The organism is Desulfomonile tiedjei, from assembly GCA_016212925.1.
In the GTDB taxonomy this organism is placed as follows: domain Bacteria; phylum Desulfobacterota; class Desulfomonilia; order Desulfomonilales; family Desulfomonilaceae; genus JACRDF01.
In genome coordinates, this window is the sequence record JACRDF010000021.1 from 1 (window position 1) to 23267 (window position 23267).

The 23267-nt window shown below is 53.3% G+C and carries 16 protein-coding genes and 1 pseudogene; 10 read left to right on the plus strand and 7 right to left on the minus strand.

The window, feature by feature from the left end:
• Nucleotides 1-219 precede the first annotated feature (219 nt).
• The 4 genes from HY913_09485 to HY913_09500 form a co-directional block, all read right to left on the minus strand.
• Nucleotides 220-2193 (minus strand): hypothetical protein, encoded by a 1974-nt coding sequence (locus HY913_09485; GenBank protein MBI4963495.1) that lies wholly within the window; start codon nt 2191-2193, stop codon nt 220-222.
• Between the two features lie 106 nt (nt 2194-2299).
• Complete coding sequence (locus HY913_09490; GenBank protein MBI4963496.1) at nt 2300-3943, minus strand: hypothetical protein; 1644 nt, start codon at nt 3941-3943, stop codon at nt 2300-2302.
• 327 nt (nt 3944-4270) lie between these two features.
• Complete coding sequence (locus HY913_09495) at nt 4271-4987, minus strand: 3'-5' exonuclease (GenBank protein ID MBI4963497.1); 717 nt, start codon at nt 4985-4987, stop codon at nt 4271-4273.
• Nucleotides 4988-5328: 341 nt separating this feature from the next.
• Nucleotides 5329-7260, minus strand: a complete 1932-nt coding sequence (locus HY913_09500) for a cyclic nucleotide-binding/CBS domain-containing protein (GenBank protein MBI4963498.1) — start codon at nt 7258-7260, stop codon at nt 5329-5331.
• A 412-nt stretch (nt 7261-7672) separates the two neighbouring features.
• On the opposite strand from HY913_09500, the gene ruvC reads away from it, so the two are divergent.
• The 4 genes from ruvC (at nt 7673) to HY913_09520 (ending at nt 11801) form a co-directional block, all read left to right on the plus strand.
• Complete coding sequence (ruvC, locus tag HY913_09505) at nt 7673-8158, plus strand: crossover junction endodeoxyribonuclease RuvC (GenBank protein ID MBI4963499.1); 486 nt, start codon at nt 7673-7675, stop codon at nt 8156-8158.
• On the plus strand, nt 8155-8751 hold the full coding sequence (gene ruvA / locus HY913_09510) for a Holliday junction branch migration protein RuvA (GenBank protein ID MBI4963500.1): 597 nt from the start codon (nt 8155-8157) through the stop codon (nt 8749-8751). Before ruvC ends, ruvA begins: the two co-directional genes overlap by 4 nt.
• Nucleotides 8752-9242: 491 nt before the next feature.
• A complete protein-coding gene (locus HY913_09515) occupies nt 9243-10583 on the plus strand; it encodes an FAD-dependent oxidoreductase (protein MBI4963501.1) in 1341 nt (446 codons plus the stop codon).
• Between the two features lie 276 nt (nt 10584-10859).
• Nucleotides 10860-11801 (plus strand): hypothetical protein, encoded by a 942-nt coding sequence (locus tag HY913_09520; GenBank protein ID MBI4963502.1) that lies wholly within the window; start codon nt 10860-10862, stop codon nt 11799-11801.
• A 134-nt stretch (nt 11802-11935) separates the two neighbouring features.
• Here HY913_09520 and HY913_09525 read toward each other — a convergent pair.
• Both HY913_09525 and HY913_09530 read right to left on the minus strand, forming a co-directional pair.
• Nucleotides 11936-12292: pseudogene (locus tag HY913_09525) on the minus strand (transcriptional regulator).
• A 17-nt stretch (nt 12293-12309) separates the two neighbouring features.
• Nucleotides 12310-12615 (minus strand): type II toxin-antitoxin system HigB family toxin, encoded by a 306-nt coding sequence (locus tag HY913_09530; protein MBI4963503.1) that lies wholly within the window; start codon nt 12613-12615, stop codon nt 12310-12312.
• A gap of 893 nt (nt 12616-13508) precedes the next feature.
• Here HY913_09530 and HY913_09535 point away from each other — a divergent pair.
• The gene (locus HY913_09535) at nt 13509-13829 is read left to right on the plus strand and encodes a HigA family addiction module antidote protein (GenBank protein ID MBI4963504.1); all 321 of its coding nucleotides are present in this window, start codon (nt 13509-13511) and stop codon (nt 13827-13829) included.
• 46 nt (nt 13830-13875) lie between these two features.
• Here the strand turns inward: HY913_09535 and HY913_09540 are convergent, their stop codons facing one another.
• Nucleotides 13876-14625 (minus strand): YebC/PmpR family DNA-binding transcriptional regulator, encoded by a 750-nt coding sequence (locus tag HY913_09540; protein MBI4963505.1) that lies wholly within the window; start codon nt 14623-14625, stop codon nt 13876-13878.
• 282 nt (nt 14626-14907) lie between these two features.
• On the opposite strand from HY913_09540, the gene ruvB reads away from it, so the two are divergent.
• The 5 genes from ruvB (at nt 14908) to HY913_09565 (ending at nt 23017) form a co-directional block, all read left to right on the plus strand.
• Nucleotides 14908-15936 carry a Holliday junction branch migration DNA helicase RuvB gene (ruvB, locus tag HY913_09545; protein MBI4963506.1) on the plus strand — a complete coding sequence of 343 codons (1029 nt, stop codon included), beginning with the start codon at nt 14908-14910 and terminating at the stop codon, nt 15934-15936.
• Nucleotides 15937-16572: 636 nt separating this feature from the next.
• The gene (gene mutL, locus HY913_09550; GenBank protein ID MBI4963507.1) at nt 16573-18330 is read left to right on the plus strand and encodes a DNA mismatch repair endonuclease MutL; all 1758 of its coding nucleotides are present in this window, start codon (nt 16573-16575) and stop codon (nt 18328-18330) included.
• A 270-nt stretch (nt 18331-18600) separates the two neighbouring features.
• Nucleotides 18601-20796 (plus strand): tetratricopeptide repeat protein, encoded by a 2196-nt coding sequence (locus HY913_09555; GenBank protein ID MBI4963508.1) that lies wholly within the window; start codon nt 18601-18603, stop codon nt 20794-20796.
• A gap of 92 nt (nt 20797-20888) precedes the next feature.
• Nucleotides 20889-22523, plus strand: a complete 1635-nt coding sequence (locus HY913_09560) for an FAD-binding oxidoreductase (GenBank protein ID MBI4963509.1) — start codon at nt 20889-20891, stop codon at nt 22521-22523.
• 38 nt (nt 22524-22561) lie between these two features.
• Complete coding sequence (locus tag HY913_09565) at nt 22562-23017, plus strand: GNAT family N-acetyltransferase (GenBank protein MBI4963510.1); 456 nt, start codon at nt 22562-22564, stop codon at nt 23015-23017.
• The last annotated feature ends 250 nt before the right edge of the window (nt 23018-23267 follow it).

Consider the following 23267-nt stretch of genomic DNA (forward strand, 5'->3'; position numbering starts at 1 on the left):
CTTCTGGATGTAGTTCCTCTTTATCGTCTGATCTTGGCTGTTGATTCTCATGGACTTATTACCCCTGTCTGAGGATACCTCGTCCACGAATTATCTAACATCTACAATTGCGAGGGCGTCAAGCCCGAAGCAATCTCAGCGGTGAGAGATTGCTTCGTCGCTTCGCTTCTCGCAATGACAGCTCACAAACGTATTTTACGGAAATAATAGCGAACTGCTTTAGTTGTCCGTGGTTTCCAGCGTAGCGGCCACTGAGGTTGCGTCAAGATGCTTGCCCGCCGCGAATGAGGCCTCGTACAGCTTACCGTGAGGGCCGCTGGAAATCAGCTTCAGATCCTTTCCCGTCAGTCGGAACGGATCGCCAGGCTTGAGAGTGGTATCGTCGATCCACGAGCCTGTTACCATGACGTTGGCACAGGAATGAGCCCGAGGGGCGGCAACGTACACGTACAACCCACCACAAGACACTCCTTGGATGGACCGATTGTCCGCCTTCATGGTTACTACTCGACCCAAAATAGCGTACCCCGATCCTCTCGATTTAGACTCGTATCTTATGAAAAAAGCTTTGGTATCGTCTTTCCCGTTTGTCGAGCCAACCACTGGAGCGAGAATAGGCCAGCCTATTCCTTTGAATTGGGCCTCATATCCCAGGAATGTCCTATTTCTAGCGTCTTTCCGGCGAAAGTCGTAGAAACTGGAAGCTCCCGGCACCTGATAGCCGGCGAACGCGGTCTCAACCAAGTTGTTTCCCAGTTGCACGTCCGGTTCAAAGCCTGCCGGTCTTACCACCTGCACTGTCAACCCGGAATGCATGCGGTAAAACGCCGGACTGTCCCAACTGCGGACAGGAGGCGAGCATATCAGATATGAACCATTCGGCACGGGCCTCAGCAGTCCATTTTTTAAGGCATCTTCGACTATCCGCCTGTGGTAGTGCTCCGCGATGTTGTACTTTTCAATGACCGTGCGATTGTCACTGTAAGTGATAGCGCAAACCACGGTGCCGACAAGAGCGATAGCACATGTTAGGACGAACTTTGACCTTTGTCCGAGTTTCCCGGCGGCTGAATAGAGGGATACCAAGCCGAACACCGCCACCATCATTACACCAAAACAGGAAATGTAAACGGGAAGATATCCCAGGCCCCAAGTAAGCTCTCTCTGGTACTTCGCGGAAAATGGCACGATTGCGGCCGGCAAGATCCACAAGCCCAGCCCAAGCAGAATTAAAGAGGCACGGCCGTTGGCCGTTTGCACTCGATCCTTTGCGAATGCATGATCGGACACAAGCCACCACAAAACAGCCCAGAACGCGCAAACCGCTATAAGGTCCTTCAGAAAATAGCTCCCGGCAAATTCCCGAGAGGCCTCGAAACCGTGAGTCAACAAGTAACTTAGCGGCAGAGCGGAAACGAGCTGTTTCAAGAACGTCGCCACCCAATCTCCCACCGAAAGATTGAGACTGACTCCCTCGTAATGAGTGCCGAATTTTGCACGAATAAGTAAAGTAACACCCATGTTTACCAGAGCCACTAACAGGAAAGGCCATGCGGCGCGGGCGATTTTTCCCGGCGCTTGCTTTCCGAAATGAAGATAGCCTACTGCAATGTGCATAATCCAAAAAGTGTAAGAAGCCTCGTAAGTCAGCAGACAAACCGTGTAGCTGAGCAGACTGAGATACCAAAAGCGTCTCTTCGAGCCTCTCAAGTACCACACGAAAAATACCAGGGACGCCAACAGAAATAGGAACTCCAGTTGCATGAGGAAATAGTACGAAAGTATGGGGTCATGATAGGTACGAAGTTGGCAAAAAAGCGGAGGAAGCAAGGTCGCGATCAACCCCGCGGAAGTGGAGAAGGTAACGAGCTTAACAAAGTACCCGAACAAGGCCACATTACAGATAATCATCAAGACGGTTACGGCCTTGTACAAGTTTTGATCCAGATAATAGAACGCCGGATAGTAGTAGATCACCAGCGGGTACCAACGCCCGCTTCTTATAAAGTCCTTTTCAGCGTTCCAGCACATGTCAAATAGGCTGGTTTGCGATAGCTGCACAGCCCCGCTGATCGAGGACTCGCACCAGGAGTCGTCTCCCAGGTAAGGGCTGTCAAGAACGGGCAAGAAGTTCAGTCCGTTCAGAAGGACAGCGAGAAGGAAAAGGTAAACTTCCAGCCTTCTTCCGGACATTACCCGCATTCTCCGAACGCCCTATTGCGGACTTGGGCCAACAATACCTCCTCGTGCCCATGGTATGGTTGCCCGCGCGGCAGCTTTGGCAGCCTGCATTACAGCATTATCTGTAATAGTTGCTTCTGCGCAGCCGGCTATACCTTGTTTGTCCGAGAGTGACGCGCGCCCAAACGCTGTTGTGGCTCAGCACTCTGGTGGTAAGGTTTAAAGATCCCGTAAAATTGCTGGGCCAGGACCTGCTGTGAATAATAATTCTCAACGCGTTGTCGGGCACATTCAAATCTAACCAAGACTTGATGCTGTAATCCTGTAGGAAAGCTACTTCTTTGGAGTGGGGGATTTTGGCCCGGTAGGACTGAATGCGGTCCGGAACATCGTACATGTGAATCGCGCAATTCCTGGGAAGCTCGGGCGCCGCGTCGGCCAACTTCTTCAAAACGAGAGACGAGATCTTGGCACTGTCTTCCCAGGCTTTATATGGGTGTACCAACGGGGAATGCGCCACAAGTGAACCAGATATGGCAACGCCCAACACCAGCGCTCCCAACCGCGGGCAAACGCATAAGGCGTGGCGGAACTTAAACTTGCTTTGGGTATTCGCCAAGGACGACCGCAATTGCCTGAAGCTCCAGACAATAGCAAGAGCCAGCACCCCGCTGAACGGCACGGCAGCGAGGTACATGCTGCGATGGGCAAACGTCAGGGTAAGTCCGAACAAAATAAGAGGAAAAGCCAGCCAGCCTAGCAAGAACAGCAGCAATTTACGAGGTGAAAAACAGGCCTCCGCGGCCCCTTTCTGCCCGGCCTGCCAAAACAAAACCATAGAGTATGCAATGAAAGCCGAAATCAGAAGGACCGTGAGACCATAGCCCGCCTGGCTGTCAATGATGCCCAGGAAATCAGCGGGATACAGCAGGTCCTGAAAATAAGAGTGGACGATATTGGCCAGACACAGCAAGAATTGGCCGGTACTAATGGAGGCTTCTCCTTGGTAACCCCCTATTCCCCCAAGAACATGAATCCTCCAGGCCAAGTATGCCAGTGTGACCGCCACGAATCCCGCCACTCCTCGGGCAGCATCGGGAAATCGTCTCCCAGAGTGAGATCCGTCATGGAAAATGAGAGAGTACAAGAACAGTACGAACGGCAGTATGATGGCCGTTTCTTTGGCGGCCAGCGCAAGAACATATGACACGATGGACAGTATGAGAAAGAACCCGCCCCACTCGCGACGTCTTCGACATCTTACAAATGCCAAAAGCGACATTATCAAGAACATCGCGGCGAGCATGTCATGCCTGCGATCTATCGCCGGAACACTTTCTACCAGTATGGGATGAGTGGCGAATATCAGCCCGCCGATCCACGCGGCTGCGACATCGCCCCGGGAAAGGGAGCGAAGGAGAAACACTACCAAAACGCTTACCAAAATGTGCAGGCTCAGGTTGGTCAACTGAAATCCGAACGGTTCCAAATGCCAAAAGAAGTAGTCCAGGCTATAGGACAGAGAGGCCAAGGGTCTATAGAACTTGGCTACATCAACAAACCTAGTCCCTGCCATAAGGGGCTGGCTGAATATTCTGTACACATCCCCCGCGGTTTCTATCCGGCTGGTTTCGATCAGAGTGAGCGTATCCGTGCCTGTAAAGAAATATCCCAGTATGGGTCTGTACGAAAGAAAGGCAATCATCGCAGTTGAGAAAACAGCGACAATCATTAAGGAGGTTAGGCTACAGCGCCTTTCCACTCGTGTCTCTCCTTTGCTGAGGCTCCGCTACCACCGAAGCAACGCGTACACGAGACCACATCGTGGCTGAAAGCATTTGAGATTAAGGGTATGGAAACCGGGTGAGGTGCTCTTTGACCACAAGCAAGATCCCGCCCCCGGAGCCGACTCCACTAACAAATGTCACCGTTTGGGGCCGATTGGTCCTGCAACGCGATCCGGCTGAGGCAGACTCACGGGGGTCACAATAACCCCTGGCTCACCAAATTGTCAATTTGAATCGCGCTTACCATGTTAGCATTCCGTTAGGCCTTTTCTATTGTTGAAGCCTTCCCGTCGGCGGACAAATCAAAACTGGTGTGGACCCGTCTTCCCGGCCCGGTAGAAGTCTTTCAACGTTACGAAGCCTTCCGCTCGAAGATTCTTGACCAGGAAAAGGAAAAGATACGCCGTCTGTAGTGCATCTTCCAGAGCGTCATGCTTTGTGAAACGGGGCAGGTCAAATTCTTCGGCTAAGTGAGTCAGATTATAGGAGGCAGTGGCAATCGGGCGGCCGTTGTATGTTCGATGCCTGTGTTCGTGAAATGCCTGGGCCAACCTCATGGAGTCCACACAAGGGTTGTGTAGCGTTCCTCCCATTGCCTTACGCATCGCTTTGTTGACGAAGGCCATGTCCAAATTTACGTAGTGCCCTACAAGTAGGGCCTCTCCACAGAACTCCACGAATGCCGGCAATACGCTGCCGAGTTTCGGCGCATTTTCTAATTGTTCCGGTGTGATCTGGTGAATCAGGGTGCTGTCCTTGGGAAGGTCTCGCTCCGGATGAACATAAGTGAAGAAGTTGTCTCCCACCACAATTCGGAGGTCCTTGATTCGGACCGCCCCTATGGAGACTATTGTGTCCCGCCGGGGATTCAAGCCGGTCAACTCGGTATCGAAGCAGACGAATTCGTAGTCTTCGATCGGCCGGCCCTGCTCGAAACTTGCAAACAAGCTTTCGTTTTGCCGGAGAAACTCATGTTTGGCCGGAGAGCGGGCCCAGAGCCATGACCACCTTGATGTCACGTTAATTTACCTGCGCGGCAAAAAGGGTTGCGGAGAGTGCCTTTTTTGCGAACGGACCTATGTCCTTTGACAAAGAAACAACTCGCTAGACCGGCGTCATTGCCAGGAGTAAAATCCCGCGTTCCACTGGATGGCAATCTCGTCTTCGGTGGGACCATCCCGCGCAGAAGGCGGGATTGCCGGTCATTTTATTAGACAGGCTGGAAGCCCGTCCCACCAATGGAGATTGCTTCGGGCTGCGCCCTCGCAATGACAGCTACATTCATTCCGACGGGAATATTTCCGTTTGCGGAGACCCGGCCTCGCACGGGGTTTCCGTGTTTTCTCAGTTGGACAGCGAATCATTCGACTACGCGAAACTCCGTCTTGATGTACCCCTGGATTTTATTGATGATGGCAAAGGCCTCCTTGAGCGTCTGTTTCTCCAGGTCGGTCAACTCAGCCGGATCCACATGGTTGTCGGGCGCCTTGCCCTCTTCTATCATTCTGAGTTGGTGGACCAGCCGGAGTTGCATCTGGAATTCATAGGCCTCCCGTGCGTCGTTGTACAATTCCCGAGGGATGTGGTCTTCCTCGGCCAGTAATTGCAGGCGGCTCATGGTATTGGTCTCACGCAGGCCATGCCGCAAAGCCAGCAAGCGAGCGAAGTCCACAATCGGCACCAAGCCTCTGGTCTTGATATCCAGGCGATTCTTGTGCTCTCCATCCTTCTCCACAATGAAGTTGCGGAAAAAAGAGAGCGGGGGCCTGCCGGCCAGGCAATCCTTGGCCAGATGCATCAAGAAGATCCCCTTATTCGGGATCTCCGAGGCAAGATAGTCCCGCAGTCGCTCGCCCAATGCTCTGTGGCCGTACCCCGTGCGGAAGTCAAAGAAGATGGTGGCATGGAGCACCTCTTTGGGTTCGGGTGCACTGATCCAACGGCTGAAGTATCCCTTCCAGACGGAATACGGTTTGCGCCATTTAGGATTGGACGCCATGATCTCGCCCTTGCACAGTGGATAGCCACACGCGGCAAGGTGCTCGATGGCCTTGTTGCCGAACCGACGAAAGTATAATTTGGCCGCTTTTATTCTCTCCCACTCGTCCGTGGGTGTTTCGTATATAAGCGCGTTGTCTTGATCGGTCTTGAACGTCTGTTCTTTGCGTCCTTCACTGCCCATCATCAACCAGCAAAAAGAAAAGGGAGCAGGACCCATCTCGTCGTGCAGCAGCGTGAGGATACGATTGACAATATGATCGTTGAGGACCGATATCATTCGCGTGATATTGTTGGCCTTTGCGCCCTCTTCGATCAAAGACCGGACAACGAGCGACACCTTGTGGGAAAGGTCGTACAACCCTTCAATTTTCCGTTGAGCGACTATCTCTCTGAAGAGATACAGAGGAGAAGTCCCTTGATGAACCATGATGTCATGTGCGGTGATTACGCCAATAATTCTGTTTTGTTGCTCCACGGCAAGGTGGTGCACGCTCTGGTTCATCATCTGGAGCAGAGCATCAAAACACACTGCATGAGCAGGTATCTTCATCACCGGGGATGACATGACCTTGGACACTGGGGTCTGATAATCCAGTCCTTCTGCAACAACCTTGGCACGCAAATCCTTGTCGGTGACTATTCCCACTACTTCTTCGGACTGGTTTCGGACCAACAGGGACCCAATTTGGAGTTCCGACATCAAAGTTGCAGCGCCCTGAACCGTCTCATCGCCGGATATCATTTCAAGTTTGCGTTTGATGACTTCTTTGACTTCCTGGCTAAACAGATAAAACGCGTCTTGGGCCCTGGGCCCAACCTTTTGACTGCGCAATTCCGCATACGCCGTGCCCACCACATCTTCGGAAAACCTTTTCAGGTAGTACTGCGCGATTCGAGGATAGTCCTGAACAAGTGCCAGGAAAGCAGCTTTTTCCAGTAGATAGCAAAAAGTGTCCTCAACGGTCTCCACATTCAGGTTGGATTTTGATCCTCTGATGATTCCCAAGGCGCCGAAGTACCCCCCTTCCCCACGGAAATCCTTGAGAGTTACGGCATTGTCCATGTCCGTGAGATAGACTCTTACTGCTCCTCGCGAAATTAGGTGCAGGTGTGTCACATCGCTCATATCCTGCTGAAGGACAAGAGTCCCCTTAGGGTAGAAATCTACGGTGCATTTTTCTGCCAGGTGCTGAAGGGTGGTCAAATCCAGCTCGTTAAACGGCAGGGTCTTACGAAGGAATTCAATGACCGCGTCGCGATCCACGGCGTGGAGATCCGTGCTTTGAGCCATGACACCTCCTTAGCCAGCGAAACCATGTTCCAAAAAAAGCGCGAAGATGTCCAAGTGTTTTGAGAGAGTCTTAATCCGTTACGTAGTCTTTCTTACCACGACTAATGATGATTAGAAAGTCCCTTCCCTCTCGGAAGCGCGCAGTACATAAGAAATCCTCCGGCCACCGATTTTGGGGCAGTCTCGGAAAGCCTGCTTCCCAAAAGAGAGTCCGCACATGAAAGACTCAATGATTACAGCAGCGAAGACAAATCCCTGGAAAGATCTTTCAATCAATAGTATAGAGATGCGCGGCTCGATCCGTCGGCTTGCATAGGGCTGTGCCTCGGCGGTTTTGTAGGGACCGTGAACCGTAGAGCCAAGACGGAGTGCCACTTGTCCATCATGGCGTAGGACACATCAAGGACTGGAAATGACCATCGTAGGCGTGGATCCCGGTAGCATTTGTACAGGCTACGGAATCATCCAAAAAAACGGCTCGCATTCAGTACACGTGGCCAGCGGCGTCATTCGCACCTCGACGGGTTCCCCGCAGCCCAAGCGTTTATGGGAAATCTACCAAAAATTGGACGACGTGATCAGGAAATACAAGCCGGAAGTAATGGTGGTGGAGTCCCTGTTTCATGCCAACAACAGCCAGAGCTTAATGAAATTAAGCCAAGCTCGAGGAGTAATCCTGCTTTTGGCCGAAGCTCATTCAATGGAGCTTTACGAATACAGCCCTATGGAAATCAAGAAAGGGCTCACGGGTTATGGCCGAGCTGAAAAGGACCAAATGAAGTACATGGTCGGAAAGATCCTGAATTTGGCCTCGTTGAAGTCATCCGATCAGGCCGATGCGCTTGCCATGGCACTGTATCATTCCCATATTTGTCGAAATAACGGAGTCGGTTCATGATAGCGGCTTTGCGTGGAAAAGTGTTGTTCAGAGGGATAAACCGCTTGGTATTGGACGTTCAAGGTGTGGGCTACGACGTGGCCGTCACGCTGTCTGCCTTGGAGTCCTTACAAGACAACGGCGATGTTTTCCTGCACGTCTACACAGCGCTCAGAGAAAACAATCTCGAACTGTACGGATTTGTGGACAGGGCCGAGAAGCTCCTGTTCGAGATGCTCTTGACTGTCAACGGAATAGGTCCGCGGACTGCCTTGACTATTCTGTCGGGGATATCGCCCACTGGTTTTCAGAAGGCTATTCTGGAAGGCAACGTCCATACGTTGACTTCCATACCCGGCGTGGGAAGAAAATCCGCGGAAAGAATGGTCCTGGAGCTTAAACAGAAGGTCAGCAAAATGGGCCTCCCCGGCGCGTCTGCTCCCGAAAGATCCGCGGCGGCTACTCTGCACGACGACCTGATTTCTTCGCTGGTAAACCTCGGATACAAGGAACGCATAGCCACGGATGTGGCGCAGAGAGTCATACAGGGAGCGAGCCCCGACGCCACACTTTCTCAGGCCGTTAGGGTGGCTCTGAAGGAGCTGATGAAGTGACGTGGCCGGGGGGCATTCGCTATAGGCGGTCTCGAAGGTCATCACGGATTGACTCCCGGGTGCCACGGACCTGGGCTCCGTCAGGTCCGTGCCGGTTTTCCTGCAAAACAACAAGGTTGTCCTCCGCACTGAACACCAAGTTGAAAAGCGAGCCGATCGCACGGTTAAGCTGGAAATCTTCCGAGTTATCGTGGCGATGGAACTGGCAGGAAGCACGGACCTGGTAAGACCCAGGTCCGTGGCACCCGATACGGAAAACATCGCTTCACAGAAGCGGCTGCTTCGGTTTTTCGCAAAAGCTTTGCCCGAATGAGAGCGTCCCGTGTTGGCGGAACACACCCAAATTGATCCGTGTTTGCCTTCGCGATCAACTATATGCTTTCGGACCCCTGTCTCTTGGTCTATAATCTTTTCAACACCATTATTGCTCGACGGAATGATATCGCCCCTGGCAATGAGCCTCTTCGTATATTTCGCGGACGGGGGAGAAAATGGCATTTGTAATTATCGGTGGTGACGCCGCGGGAATGAGCGCCGCATCCAGAGCGAAAAGAAACGATCCGGACCTGCACGTCATAGTCCTCGAAGCTACCCAGGACGTTTCCTATTCCGCGTGCGGAATGCCATACAACGTGGCAGACCCCACCCGCGTCATGGACGATTTGGTGGTGCGTCACGCGCAAGTATTCAGGGAACAACAGGGTATCGACCTGAGGCTCGGGCACAGGGTCGAAAAGATAGATCGCGGCCGCAAGCAGGTGAGGGGCAAAATTTCCGACGGGCAGGAATTCGAGGTCGAGTATGACAAACTCTTGATTGCCACAGGCGCGAATGCTCCGAAGCTTTATGTGCCCGGAAGGGACTTGCCCGGCGTTAAAGTGGTCAAGTCGCTGGAGGACGGCAGAGCAATCAAGGCCTATCTGAATTCCCATGATGTGAAACGCGTTCTGATAATAGGGATGGGGTACATCGGCCTTGAAATGGCCGAGGCTTTTCATACACGCGGAATACAGGTGGAAATGGCAAAGCCCAGGCCAGGTCTCCTGACTTGGATGCCTGAGGAAATGTCCCGGATTGTCATGGATGAACTGATTTCCAAAGGCATCGCTCTTCATTTCGGTGTCAGGCTTACAGCCATAGAACAATTGGATGGCGGTCTCAAGGTGATCATGGACAAGGGCGAGATCCTCGCGGACATGGTGCTGATGGGCGTGGGCATTGAGCCCAATTCCGGGATCGCGGCGGAAGCCGGCCTTGAGCTTGGACCATCGAGAGCCATAGCTGTCGATCGGACCTTACGCACTTCGGACCCTGATATCTTTGCTGCGGGCGACTGTGCGGATGCTTTTCACGTGGTGACCGGCCGTCGCGTATGGGTACCTCTTGGATTGCGGGCCAACCGCGGCGGGTGGGCTGTAGGCGACAACGTGACCGGCGGCAACGTGGAACTCCAGGGTATTGCCGGAAGCGCTGTCTTCAAAGTGCTGGACCTGGAAGTGGCCCGGACCGGTTTGAGCCTGCAGGAGGCCCAAGAGGCCGATTTCGATGCTGTAGAGAAATACACTCAGAGCGCTTCCAGGGCTCATGCCCATCCGGGCAGCCAGACTATTCACATGAATCTCGTTGGAGACAAGACTACCGGAAGATTGCTCGGTGCAAGTATGGTGGGCAAGGAAGGAGTTGCGCATCGAATAGACTCGGTGGCAGTCGCTCTCCACGCGGCCATGACCGTGGAGGAGTTCTTCCAATGCGATTTCGCTTATGCTCCGCCTTTCACCCCTGTTTGGGACCCTCTCCTGACCGCGGCCAATCAATTGTTGAAAAAACTGTAGTAAATGTGGTATCTTGCCTTCCACGACAAACCAGCCTAGTCATTTATATCGGTTGCCGGAATTGTTGTTCGAACCGCTACCGGGCTATTGTCAAAGCCCCCGGATTCAAACCACGTTCTTGCGAACCGTCATTTTTTTGCGGCGGGCACGGCCCGCCCTACAGGAAGCGTCCTTCCCAATCGTAGGGCGGGCCGTGCCCGCCAGTTGCGGCTAGATTGTCCCATAATCTGCAAGAACCAGCCTCGGTGAGACCGGCGGGCATTGGGTAGGGTTGCGATGACAGAAGCGGAGCAGACAGCAAACGGTTTGTCTTTTTCCGATCGTTCGAGCCGCATGATAGACGCCTTTCGGCGATACATCGAAAATATTCTCCGATTTTTGCGCAACACGGATCAACCAATACTGAGCTATGTCTGGCGGGCCTGGCTTGTCGCTCTCATCCCGAGCCTCCTGATTTCCGCGATAATATCATGCGCTTTCGCAGTGCTGGGTTACGAAGATACGTTTCCGGACATGTCTCTTATGGCTTTCTTTATAGGAGGGGTCCTCATAGCCCCGTGGGTGGAAACTGTCCTGATGTGGTGGGGCCTGGCCATTCTAAAGCGAATTTTTCGGAAAACACTCTGGGTTTGCTTGGCCTCCGCGATCGTCTGGGGTGCGCTGCATGCGCGGCAACCCGGTTTTGGATTGGGCCTGCCGGCCGCTTGGCTGTTCTTCGTCTTTTCTCTGTGTTTCTTGGAATGGGAGAAGAAGTCGAAAGCGAAAGCCATAAAGGTTACCGCTTTGATACACATGTGCCAGAACGGTCTGGTATTTCTGCTAATGCTGTTCTTTGTGCTCCTCGGCGTTGAATTTCCTGAAGCTAAACAGGTACCTTCATCACATCCTGCCCAACAGAAGAGTGGCCCTGTCTTGGAGGCAAGAAAGCCTCCCGCTGTAGCATCGGATTCAGGGACACCGAAAACCGCGGAACTGACCGAAGAGAAAAAGCGAAAGACTTTTCAACGATTGTTCCCTGAATTCGGCCTGGAAGAATACATGCTCGCAGATGAAGATCTTTATCCCGATTGGAAGAGGACCCTCGCGGCCAACGGCACATGGCGTGAGTTTCTCTCGTTTTACCAGGAATTCGTCCAGTGGCGGAAGACCAGGGGAACCCCAGCAGAACCTGAATACAAACTCTGGAAGGAATTCCTCGCTCAAAGAAAACCCGGGTAGGACGCGGCGAGCGAGCGAACCGCATCCTACGTGCTGTTAATGAGCTGCAAGCCCAGAAGCACCCATAGCTTCTATGCAGAAACCGCAGATGAAATGTCCTCGTCAGTCTTGGGCTCCCTGGCTTTTTCCACGGGGTAATCCTGCGATAATACCTGAATAGGGATGTGTAACAAAACGCTCAATTTACGAATATCATTGAGTGTTAAAGGTCTCCTCCGATTCAGAATGTCAGAAACTCTGCCGCTGCTCTTGCCAAGACATGCCATCAAATCCTTCCGCGAAACACCCAGGCTTTGCATCTGTAGTTCAATAGCAGTGATAGGGTTTGGCATCCCGACCGGGAATTGTTCTTCTTCGTACTTGTCCACTAGCGTAGCGAGAATCTCAAGTTCATCGTCTTCCAGTGTGCCTGATTCAGCCTGGAAGATCTCATCGATTCTCTTGCACGCGGCCTCGTAATCCTTTTCGGTGCGTATCGGTTTAATATTCATTGGAAATATCTCCATCGCTAGTACAGCTTCACTGTGCCTGCATCAACCTTTTCATATTCCTTGTGGGTTCCTAGGAAGCGAACAAAAAGGATCTTCCTCCTGTAATTGATTTCAGCAATCAAGCGATAGTCATTCCCCTTGATGTCAAAAACGGCTCTGTTATTGGCCACGAAGTCAATGTTTGCTCCAAAAATCCTTTTCACGTCAATAGGGTTTTCCCACTGTCCTACCCTCACCAGTTGGAGCCAATGCAGGAGCGGCTCACGTTCTTGTGGATGGATCTCGCAAAAATCCCTAAGGACTTTTCGCTTGATGACTCTCATGGTCTTCATGATACTCACTCCCAGAATGGGAGTAAAGTCATTTCCTCTTGCCCTTGTCTTGATCGCACTTTGACTGGTATGGGAATCGCGGAGGATTTGGTGAGCGAAGCGAACCGCACCGTTCGCGCGAAAACAGCCCCGCAACCCGAATCCTGCGTCTAGTGGGACGCTTCCCGTAGGTCTCGCCCGTATTCTACCAGCCTTCAAGACACTGAAGCAGTTCTCGAAACTAATCGCGAAAATAGCATCGGCCCACATCCTTCCCCTGAAGGGGGAGTACCCTGAGTAGTCCCGCGCCACGCGGGACTACTCAGGGTACTCCCCCTTCGGGGAATCCTGGACACGTGGGTGGTTTACGGGAATCAGCGTCCGATGGCCTGGAGCGTGCCACTGCCAGTTCGTCTGATACCAATGAGCGTTCAACGAAGTGACATTAGGAATGGCCGACAGGGACGCCGGCCGCTACCATAATGCGGTGGCGGTCCCGCGGGACGCGGGATGCCCGCCATCTTCACTTGTAAGAAAGCGCATTCCCATGAAAACGCCTCGAAGACAACCGGCAATCCCGCGTTCAGCGCGGGACGGCGCTACAGGCGTTTTCATATTTCGTTGTGGCGCTCGCCGCCATGGGAGTTGGTATGATCCCTATTTCCGTCATTCCGGCGCAGGCCGGAATCCAAGAGGAACTGGGTCACGGCTTCCGCCGGGACGACGGAAGTCTGCCATTCCGAGAAAACTTTAGAGAAATGCTGTGACATTAGGATCTCTTCGTCTCTCCGTTTGTCTCATGGTGTATAGCGCGATACATTACGATTATGATGAGAAGTTTCAGGGACAAAGAGGCCGAAAAGCTTTTCAATATCATGTGGTCAAGGTCATTGAAGGAGCGAATCATGGCTGCAAAGAGATTGCCCCCTATACATCCTGGAGAAATCCTGTACGAAGACCTCATGAAGCCGCTTGGCTTGAGCCAGAATAAGCTCGCGGAAGAACTCGGTGTTGACGCGGGGAGGGTAAATCAGATTGTTGCCGGTCGCCGGGGAATCACCGCGGACACAGCCCTGCGCTTGGCCCGGTATTTCGGGACCACCCCGGAATTCTGGATGAACCTTCAAGCAAGGTATGACCTGGAAGTGGCCAAGGATGCTAAGGCAGCGGAGATAGAGAAGCGAGTGAGGGTGAGGCCAAGAACCGAGACCGCAATCCGTGCATGAGAATGACCTGACAGGCGACATTCCCAACGGAATCGAGTCGCCGCGGTCACGCAGAGACTCGCATCATTTCCTCTTCGGATATATCGAAGTTGGCAGAGACCTTCTGAAGGTCGTCGTTATCATCCAGAGCATCCATCATCTTTAGCATTTGCTCGGCTTTTTTGCCTTCAAGCTTTACGGTGTTTTGCGGGATCATTGTGATTTCCGCCAATTCGATCTGCCATCCCTTGGCTTCTACCGCGCCGCGCACTGCTTCGAAATCTGCGGGTTCTGCCATTATCTCAAAGGTGTCCCCTTCGGCTTTTACGTCCTGTGCGCCTGCCTCCAGAGCGAGTTCCATCACTTCATCTTCTGTGAGACTTGCCGCGGCCAGCTCGATTACACCCCTTTTTTGGAACATCCAGGCCACGCAGCCTGACTCCCCGAGGTTGCCGCTGTATTTATCGAAGATATGTCTTATATCAGCCACGGTACGGTTCTTGTTATCGGTAAGGGCTTCCACCATCACGGCCACACCACCTGGACCGTAACCCTCGTAGATCACTTCCTCATACGCGGCGCCGGCGATTTCACCCGTGCCTCTTTTGATGGCCCTTTCGATGTTGTCTTTGGGCATATTGGCAGCGCGGGCCGTGTTAATAGCTGTCCTGAGCCGCGGGTTGCCTTCCGGGTCCCCTCCTCCCATGCGAGCTGCAATGGTTATCTCCTTGATAAGCCTGGAGAATATCTTGCCCCTTTTTGCGTCCGCGGCACCCTTCTTGTGCTTGATAGTGCTCCATTTATTGTGACCCGACATGAGTGAGTCCCTCCGCTATCTTCATAATTTTTCGAGTATATTTTTCCGCCGGCTGCACAGCATCTCACGGCCAAGGCCAAGTGCCCGTCTGAAATCCCCACACGGCTCTTGCGATTGCAGTTCTTATATTTTGAAAATCGATCCCTTTCGTCTTGACTATCACGGACTCGCAGAACTTTCAACCAGGATCAACTTGTTGTGATAAAGTGATCTTGACTTCCACTCCGAGAACTCTTGTGCTAAATCCGTCACCAACCGCAATGGATTACAGGAAAACACTTAATGACCGATGAACGCATAATCACGGGTCACCCGGTAAGAGGTGACGATGAAGTCGACAGAAGTCTCCGCCCGCGCAAGCTCACCGAGTACATCGGCCAGGAGCGGATCAAGGACAATCTGAGCGTCTTCATACAAGCAGCCTCCGAACGAGAAGAGGCCCTGGACCACATCCTGTTTCACGGGCCTCCCGGGTTGGGTAAGACCACGCTTGCTCACATAATTTCCAGAGAAATGGACGTTCAGATCCGGACGACATCAGGCCCGGCTCTGGAAAAATCAGGCGATCTCGCCGCAATTCTCACGAATCTGGAAAACCGGGATGTCCTGTTCATTGACGAAATCCACCGACTCCCTTCAATAGTGGAAGAGATTCTTTATCCCGCGATGGAAGACTTCAAGCTGGACCTCATCATCGGGCAAGGGCCGAGCGCCAGGACCATCAAGCTCGATATAGCCCCGTTCACATTGATCGGAGCGACTACAAGAAGCGGCCTGCTCACAAATCCGCTCAGGGACCGGTTCGGCATCATGTTCCATCTGGATTTCTATTCCGATGTGGAACTGAAGGCCATAGTCAAGAGATCCGCTGCCATACTGAAAGTCGAAATAAATGATGAAGGGGCACTGGAGATAGCACGCCGCTCACGAGCGACTCCTCGAGTGGCCAACCGCCTGACCAGGAGGGTTAGGGATTACGCCCAAGTGAGGGGGACGGGCAAGATTGATTTGGAAACGGCCATGAAAGCCCTGGAAATGCTTGACGTGGATTTCGTGGGCCTTGACGACATGGATCGGAAATTTATTCAAACCATACTGGAGAAGTTCGACGGCGGCCCTGTCGGCATAGAAACCCTTGCAGCGGCAATCGGCGAAGAACGGGATACCCTGGAAGACGTGTACGAACCTTACCTGGTTAAGGAAGGTTTCGTGGACCGCACCCCCAGAGGAAGAGTGGCGACGCGGAAGGCTTTCGAACATTTCAAGAAACGCTTCCCCGGTAACCAGAAGGCCCTGTTCGAGCCCAGTTGATGCCAAGGTGAGATCATACGGGTCAACGTAGAAGGCCTTTGACCTGAAGGGCTGTTTCATCAAATCCCCCCAGCCCCCCTTTAGCAAAGGGGGGTAAGGGTGCATAGGCGTTAAAGTGAATGCTCCACCGCCTGAAGGCGGTGGCTTCGGCGGTCTTATCGCTCCACCTGATGAATCCGGCGGTCCCCGTTGCCCAAGGACCGGCGGCGGTATCAGCGGCACCTTTCCATTTTGTGGCGCGCATATGCACGGTGTACGTAATGAAGTCTTCGCCTGAAGGCGAGGGTTTCTCCCCATTCGCCGAAGGAGACAATAAGCTGTTGTCCCGGAGGGACATCCCGATAGTAGCCCGGCGATTTATCGCCGGGAATGAGCGGCCAAGAGAACCTTCTGCGTTCCCGAGGGCCGCCCGGAGGAAGGATCCTCCGGGCGGCCCTCGGGAACGCAGAATCGAATTATTGCTCCTCGTTTACCCGGCAATGAATTGCCGGGCTACTATCATTGAGCCCCTCTGGGGCTCATAAACTCGAGAGGCCTGTTATTTTTACGCCTATGGGCGTAAGGGGGATTTTGGCAGCCGTTATTCCTAACACGTCTCACAGGTGATTTCCGCAACCCCGAATCGGTGCGAAAGCTATGGCCAATAACATCAGAGTCCTCGACGAGCACGTAATCAATCGAATAGCCGCAGGTGAAGTGGTTGAGCGGCCGGTTTCGGTGGTGAAGGAGCTTGTGGAGAACTCCATCGACGCAGGCTCGGCTTCTATCCGTGTGGACATTGAAAACGGCGGGAAGAAACTGATCCGAGTCCGGGACAATGGCGCAGGGATGAGCCACGACGACGCGTTCTTGTCGCTGGAGAGGCATGCCACTTCCAAGCTTCGTTCCGAGAAGGACCTTGTGGGCGTGTCAACCATGGGTTTTCGGGGGGAAGCGCTGGCCAGCATCGCGTCCGTCTCCAAACTTAGGCTGGTGACGCAAGACGCGTCCGAGCCCGCGGGCACCGAGATCTTGATCGAAGGAGGTGTCCTCCGCAAGTCCGACCACGTTGCCATGGGAAGAGGGACCCTGATCGAAGTTCGCAATCTGTTCTTCAACGTGCCTGTGCGACGGAAATTCCTGAAGGCGCCTGGTCTGGAGACTGCTTATATACAAGAACTCATGACCAAGCTTGCTCTGGCTTTTCCGTCGATCGGTTTCGTGTACTCGGAAGACGGAAGAGTCAAGCTGGACGCTCCGGCCGTGAAATCCACGTTCGAGCGGATCCATTCCCTGTACTCCAAGGACGTCCGAGAGAACCTGCTGGAGATAGATTACAGCCTGGACGAGGCTAGATTGCGCGGATACGTAGCTCGGCCGCCGTATGCTCGTTCCAACATGCGGTCCGTGCTTACCTTCGTGAACGGTCGGTCTGTCAAAGACCGGCTCGTCAACAGCGCGGTCAATAGGGCGTTTGCAAATCTTATCGAGCGCGGCAGGTTTCCCCTGGCTATTCTCTTCATCGAGGTGCCGCCCGATCAGGTGGATGTGAACGTGCATCCTCAGAAGGCGGAGGTCCGCTTCGTCAAACCCGGCCTGATGTCTCAGCTCATCCTCGATGGAATCCACCAGACCCTGATGGGTTCGCCGTTCCATGTTGCTCAGCCTCAGCGTGAGTCCATTTTCCCTCGCCCGCCCACAACCTCTTTGTCGAAACACCTTCAGGATGAAAGGTTGCCGGAAGAGCCGCTGCAAGAGCATGTGCCGGCTGCGCCCTCGGCTACATCCAGTGTTGAGGCCCCTGCCCAGAGCCCACAGGAGCACCCGGGCAGGTTCGCGTCATTGGGAATTTTGGGCAAACTGCCGGGCTCCTTTGTGGTCCTCTTCGGCGACGAAGACCTTGTGATCATGGACCACCACGCTGCTCACGAGCGCCTGCTATTCGATGAACTCACCCGGTCGGAAAAGAGCGGCAACAGATTCCAATCGCAGGGCCTCTTGATACCAAGGATTATTGAATTTTCAGCTGTGGAAGCAAGGGCGCTGGCGGCTCACTTGAGAGTCCTCCAAGACGCAGGCTTCGAAATCGAGGAGTTCGGCGAACGGGATTTTGTGGTCAAGGGCGTGCCTGGCTGGATAGATGATTCAAAGCTCGAAACCTTTTTCAACGAATTGATTGGAGTGATGCTTGACACAGGGTTGCGAGGTGACACGGAACGACTCAAGCAAGAGATTTTCAAGAAAATGGCGTGCAGCGCCGCAATCAAGGAAACCAAGGGCATGCAGCCCGAGGAGATCAGGTCCTTGTTAAAGGACCTCGACCGCACCGGTGCACCGGAAACATGTCCCCATGGGCGACCGCTGACCGTACGCTTTCCATTGGAGGAAATCAGGAAAAAGATGGGAAGGAAGTGATGAGCCTGTGATGCAGACAGGCATTTCAAGGGGCAACGGACACCGGCAATCCTGATTGTTGGGACAGGCGTCTCGCCTGTCTGGGGAGATGACAGGCAAGATGCCTGTCCCACCAGGAATGAAATTGCTTTCCCCCTGGCAGCGGGATTTCACGCCCCCTAATGACAAAGCTGGGCTCCGTCCGGAAACAAGACGGGGTTCGTGTCTCGGCGGCATAGACATGATTTGCGGAGTTAAGGAAACAACCCATTAGGATAAACCCACTGCACAATGAGCCAATCACGAAAATCTAATAGGAAACGTAAGAATACGTCTCCTGTAGATCCGCTGGACAAAAAGACCTTGCAGCCGGCTGAAGGACGAGGACAGCAATCGAGGGCCGTAATTCGCGATATTCTGTTCGGACTCTTAGTCTGCCTCGTTTTTTTTGCGGTCCTGGAGGCCATCCTTCGCGTCTGGGATCTTCCTACCATGGACCCGGCGGAAGACCCCTATGTGGGATTCTCGGCTACCAAGCCACTTTATGAGGTCAAGGAGGGGATTGCGTCCACAGCGGACTACAAGCTCAAAGCCTTCAATCAGGCATCCTTTTCAGTGCCGAAACGACCCAATACCATGCGGGTTTTCTGCTTTGGCGGCTCTACAACGTATGGTCACCCCTTCGATGCAAGATCTTCGTTTTCAAGATGGCTGGAGGACTTACTCAAGGCGTCGTCTCCCGAGAAGAATTTCGAAGTGATCAACGCGGGAGGAATTTCATACGCTTCTTATCGCATTGTTCCGCTCATCAAGGAGACATTGCAGTACGAACCCGATCTGATGGTGATTTACACCGGCCACAACGAGTTCCTGGAACGCAGGACTTATTCGGGGTTGTTCGAGCAAGGTGGCTCTCTTGTCAGCCTGAGATCGTTGTTGGAGGATTTGAGGATCTATCAGGCGCTGAAGAGACTCATCGTTCCACTTTTGCCCGCGGGTGCGAAAGACAAAGCAGCGGCCAAACCTGAAAAATCAGTGCTTAAGGAGGAAGCCACTACCCTCCTGGATCGGAGCGCGGGAACAGAGCTTTACCATCGCGATGAACAGTTTTCTCGGGGGGTGGTGCAGCATTTCGCGCACAATCTGCGAGCCATGATATTGCTCTGCCGGAAGGCTGGCGTGCCGGTTGTCGTAGTTCAACCGCCCTCGAACATCAAGGACTTTTCACCGTTTAAATCCGAGCATTCCGCGGGATTGGGCTCCGCGGACAAAAGGCAAGTTACCCGGCGCCTTTCTCAAGCATCTCAACTGGTGACAGAGAAGCATTTTCAGGAGGCGCTCTCCGTAACCGAGGAGGCTCTGGTCAGAGACCCTTTGTACGCGGAAAGCTACTATTGGAAGGGGAAGGCCTTGCTCGGACTTGGCCGCGCGGCCGACGCTAAGGCGAACTTCGTCAAAGCTAGGGATCTCGATGTGTGCCCGCTGCGGTGCATTTCGGACATCGACGAGCAGATCGTCACGATCGCTCGCCAGGAAGAGGTTGTCTTCATACCCTTCGCGGAAGCACTGGAGCGGAAGGCATCCGAACTCGGTGATAGGACGGGCATTCCCGGCAATGAGTGTTTCCTCGATCACGTACACCCGACGATTGAGCTGCATCAATTGTTGGCGGAAACCATCGTGGACACGCTTGCGGAAAAGGGCTTGTTCAAGCCGTCGAAGAAGCTAACCCCGGACGAGCGGCAGGCCGTATACACGCGAGCAATGAACTCTCTCGATACTAGTTTCTTTGCCCTGCGGGACTTGAACCTTGCCAAGACGCTTCGATGGGCAGGCAAGAAAGCTGAAGCCAGAGCTGCTCTTCAACGAGTGGCTCAGCAACTGCCGGACGACGTGGAAGTACACAAAATGATGGGTAGTTATCTGCTCGATGACGGCAAGTACGATCAGGCCGTTGGCGAATACGAGAAAGCAGCAGAGCTTTCGGGTAACGAAACCGAGATGATGTTTGGTCTTGCCACCGCGTACCATCGTGCAGGGAAGAAGAAAGAAGCTGAAGCAACCTATGAGCGTTTGCGCAGCACTGAAATGGGGATGGCCGAGGCCGACGCCAATCTGGCAATGATTCACCTCGAAGGGGGCCGCACAGAGCAGGCCCTGGCATTGCTTGGTTCCGCTCTGAAAAAACACGCGGAAGCAGAACCGTTGTTGGCGCCGTACGCTCTAGCTCTTGTCATGTCGGGGAAGACTAACGAGGCTATCCCCTGGATGATACGAGCGGTCAACGCCGAGCCCGGAAACGCCAACCATCTGTACAACCTCGCGGGGATGTATGCGCTGGCCGGAAATAGGAATGAGGCGATAAGATACCTGGACGAGGCGGTTCAAAAAGGGTATGCCAACCCAGAAAAGGCAGGTCGCGACCCGGTGTTCGCAACCATCCGAGACCTGCCGGAATTCCGGGCAATCCTCGAACGGATGAACTAATCGCGCTTTAACCATCACGCATTCCGGGAATTAGCCTTTGCCTGGTAGGCCGGTATTCTTTATCAAGAATACAAGCGGCAGGAGCGCTACCTATGAAAACAGAATTAGTAGAACGCCTTATTGAAATCTGCGGCGCGGAAAACATTTTGCACTCGCCCGAGGCCATTGAACTGTATTCCCGGTGTACGATTCCATGGTCCCGGACCTGCGGCGCAGTTGCCCTGCCTGAAAGCGTCGAACAAGTCTCCTGCATTGTTAGACTCTGCAATGAGTTTAAAATCCCACTCTGGGCCTTCAGCCGCGGACACAACTGGGGCTACGGGACCGTGCTTGCTCTGCAAGAAGGGGCCTTGATAGTCATTCTCCGCAGAATGAACCGTATTCACGAGGTCAATGAAGAGCTTTGCTACGCGGTTATTGAACCCGGCGTGAGTCAAGGGCAGCTCAACGAGCATCTTAAAAGCCGAGGGTCCGGGTTGTGGATAGATTCTACGGACTCATCGCCGGACGGAAGTCTCATCGGCAATGCCCTGGATAAAGGCGTTGGATACACACCGTACGGGGACCACTTCGGCAATCTGTGTGGAATGGAAGTTGTCCTCCCTAGCGGAGAAATCATCACCACCGGAGGCCTGCCCGAACATTGCCCCACCCGGCACACTTATAAATGGGGCGTGGGGCCTTTTGTTGAGGGTCTGTTCGCTCAATCCAATTTGGGGCTGGTCACCAAAGCAGGTCTGTGGCTGATGCCTAAACCCGAAGCTTTCGAAATGTTCGTCGTTGAGATCTTTGATTCCACAGATCTTGCCCCGGTAATTGACTCCCTTCGAGAGCTGGCTTTGCGAAGAATTATCAGCAGTTGCCACGGCTTCAACCAGTTCCTAGTATTGGCTCGCGCTTTCGAGTATCCAGCCCATCTGCTCAACGGAAAGCAATTCTTGAGTGAAACAGATATTCAGCAATTTGCTGCAGACCAAGGACTGGCTTCCTGGACCTTTGCCGGAGGCGTGTACGGTACGTCGCGACAGGTTAAAGCCAATAAAGCCGAGATGCTTAGGCACCTTCCGCGACGGGCTCGACTGCGTTTCTTTGGGGAGACTTCACAAAGGATATTGAGCCGTGTGGTTCGTGGCGTGCGCGAACCCGGTGTCCGAGGTGCGCTTTTCCGGTGCCTGAAGTCCCTAACGCAGTTGATCTTCGGCAAGGTGTCTACTGAGATGATAGAATCCTTGCTGTCGTTGTATCCAATTCTCAAAGGCGAACCCAATGAGAATATTTTGGCCGCAGCCTATTTCAAGAACAAGGACCGCCAGCCCGCGAAGGACTTAGATCCCGCCCGCGATGGGTGCGGACTCATTTTCTTTGCCCCGATCCTACCTGCCAGAGGAAACGACCTTCAAAGTCTTATTGAAGACATTAAGAGAATCTGCGCCACCAATGGATTTGAGGCAGGCATACTGCTGATTCAACCAAATCCGAGGACTTTCTTTGTGATCCTTCCGCTGATCTTTGACAAAAAAAACCTGGAAGAGACCCAGCGAGCGCAAAGAACCTACGATCAACTTTGTGAACTCATCGAGCGAGACCATTACCAGCAGTACCGCTGCTGCACGCCTCAAATGGAAAAGATCCTGGCATGCAACCCTTGCTACCGCCATCTAATGAAAACAATCAAGGAGGCTGTCGACCCGAACCAGGTAATTGCGCCCGGACGATACGGGATTTAGGGATTTGGCTCGGCATTCTTTGAAGGAACTCATTTGTTATGCAAACATTTTCCATCGCCCCAGCTTCAGCCGACGACTGCTTAGAATGCGCGCGGCTTCTGGTCGAGCAGCTTCGAGGGCACGGTATTGACTCCTCTGCGGAACAACTGGCACGTGTGTTGGCAGATGTGGTCGCTGACATGTCGCGCGGTTTTCTCCTGGTCGCGCGAGCCGGCGGCCGAGTTGTCGGCGTTGCCTATGTAGCCACCATTCTGAGTGTGGAACATTGCGGTCCGGTCGGGTGGCTTGAGGAGATTTATGTCACACCCGATTGTCGGAACCGGGGCATCGGCACGTCCTTGGTGGCCGCTGTCATAAAGCGGGCAGAGGAAGCTGCGATTGCCGCGATAGACTTGGAAATTGATGCGGCCCACAGCCGCGCGGCGTCACTTTATCAGCGGTTTGGGTTCCTTCGTTTGGACCGTTCACGGTGGGTCAGGAAGTTGAAGAGATGACCCCGTACAGCTCCTCGCTGGAGCCCGATGGCTATGGGACAAAGGCCACACCTCGCATGTCATGCCGATTCACCATAAAAAATACAACATTGCCAACAGTTGTCATTGCTGTAGATGTTAGATAATTCGTGGACGAGGTATCCTCAGACAGGGGTAATAAGTCCATGAGAATCAACAGCCAAGATCAGACGATAAAGAGGAACTACATCCAGAAGTACCGGTTCTTGATCAGGGAATATGAGGATGTCAA

Coding starts and splice junctions, on each gene's coding strand:
- HY913_09515 (MBI4963501.1), top strand. CDS start 9,243: ATGGCATTTGTAATTATCGGTGGTGACGCCGCGGGAATGAGCGCCGCA.
- HY913_09560 (MBI4963509.1), top strand. CDS start 20,889: ATGAAAACAGAATTAGTAGAACGCCTTATTGAAATCTGCGGCGCGGAA.
- ruvB (MBI4963506.1), top strand. CDS start 14,908: ATGACCGATGAACGCATAATCACGGGTCACCCGGTAAGAGGTGACGAT.
- HY913_09530 (MBI4963503.1), bottom strand. CDS start 12,615: ATGAGAGTCATCAAGCGAAAAGTCCTTAGGGATTTTTGCGAGATCCAT.
- HY913_09555 (MBI4963508.1), top strand. CDS start 18,601: ATGAGCCAATCACGAAAATCTAATAGGAAACGTAAGAATACGTCTCCT.
- HY913_09565 (MBI4963510.1), top strand. CDS start 22,562: ATGCAAACATTTTCCATCGCCCCAGCTTCAGCCGACGACTGCTTAGAA.
- ruvA (MBI4963500.1), top strand. CDS start 8,155: ATGATAGCGGCTTTGCGTGGAAAAGTGTTGTTCAGAGGGATAAACCGC.
- HY913_09535 (MBI4963504.1), top strand. CDS start 13,509: ATGGCTGCAAAGAGATTGCCCCCTATACATCCTGGAGAAATCCTGTAC.
- HY913_09485 (MBI4963495.1), bottom strand. CDS start 2,193: ATGTCCGGAAGAAGGCTGGAAGTTTACCTTTTCCTTCTCGCTGTCCTT.
- HY913_09500 (MBI4963498.1), bottom strand. CDS start 7,260: ATGGCTCAAAGCACGGATCTCCACGCCGTGGATCGCGACGCGGTCATT.
- HY913_09520 (MBI4963502.1), top strand. CDS start 10,860: ATGACAGAAGCGGAGCAGACAGCAAACGGTTTGTCTTTTTCCGATCGT.
- ruvC (MBI4963499.1), top strand. CDS start 7,673: ATGACCATCGTAGGCGTGGATCCCGGTAGCATTTGTACAGGCTACGGA.
- HY913_09540 (MBI4963505.1), bottom strand. CDS start 14,625: ATGTCGGGTCACAATAAATGGAGCACTATCAAGCACAAGAAGGGTGCC.
- mutL (MBI4963507.1), top strand. CDS start 16,573: ATGGCCAATAACATCAGAGTCCTCGACGAGCACGTAATCAATCGAATA.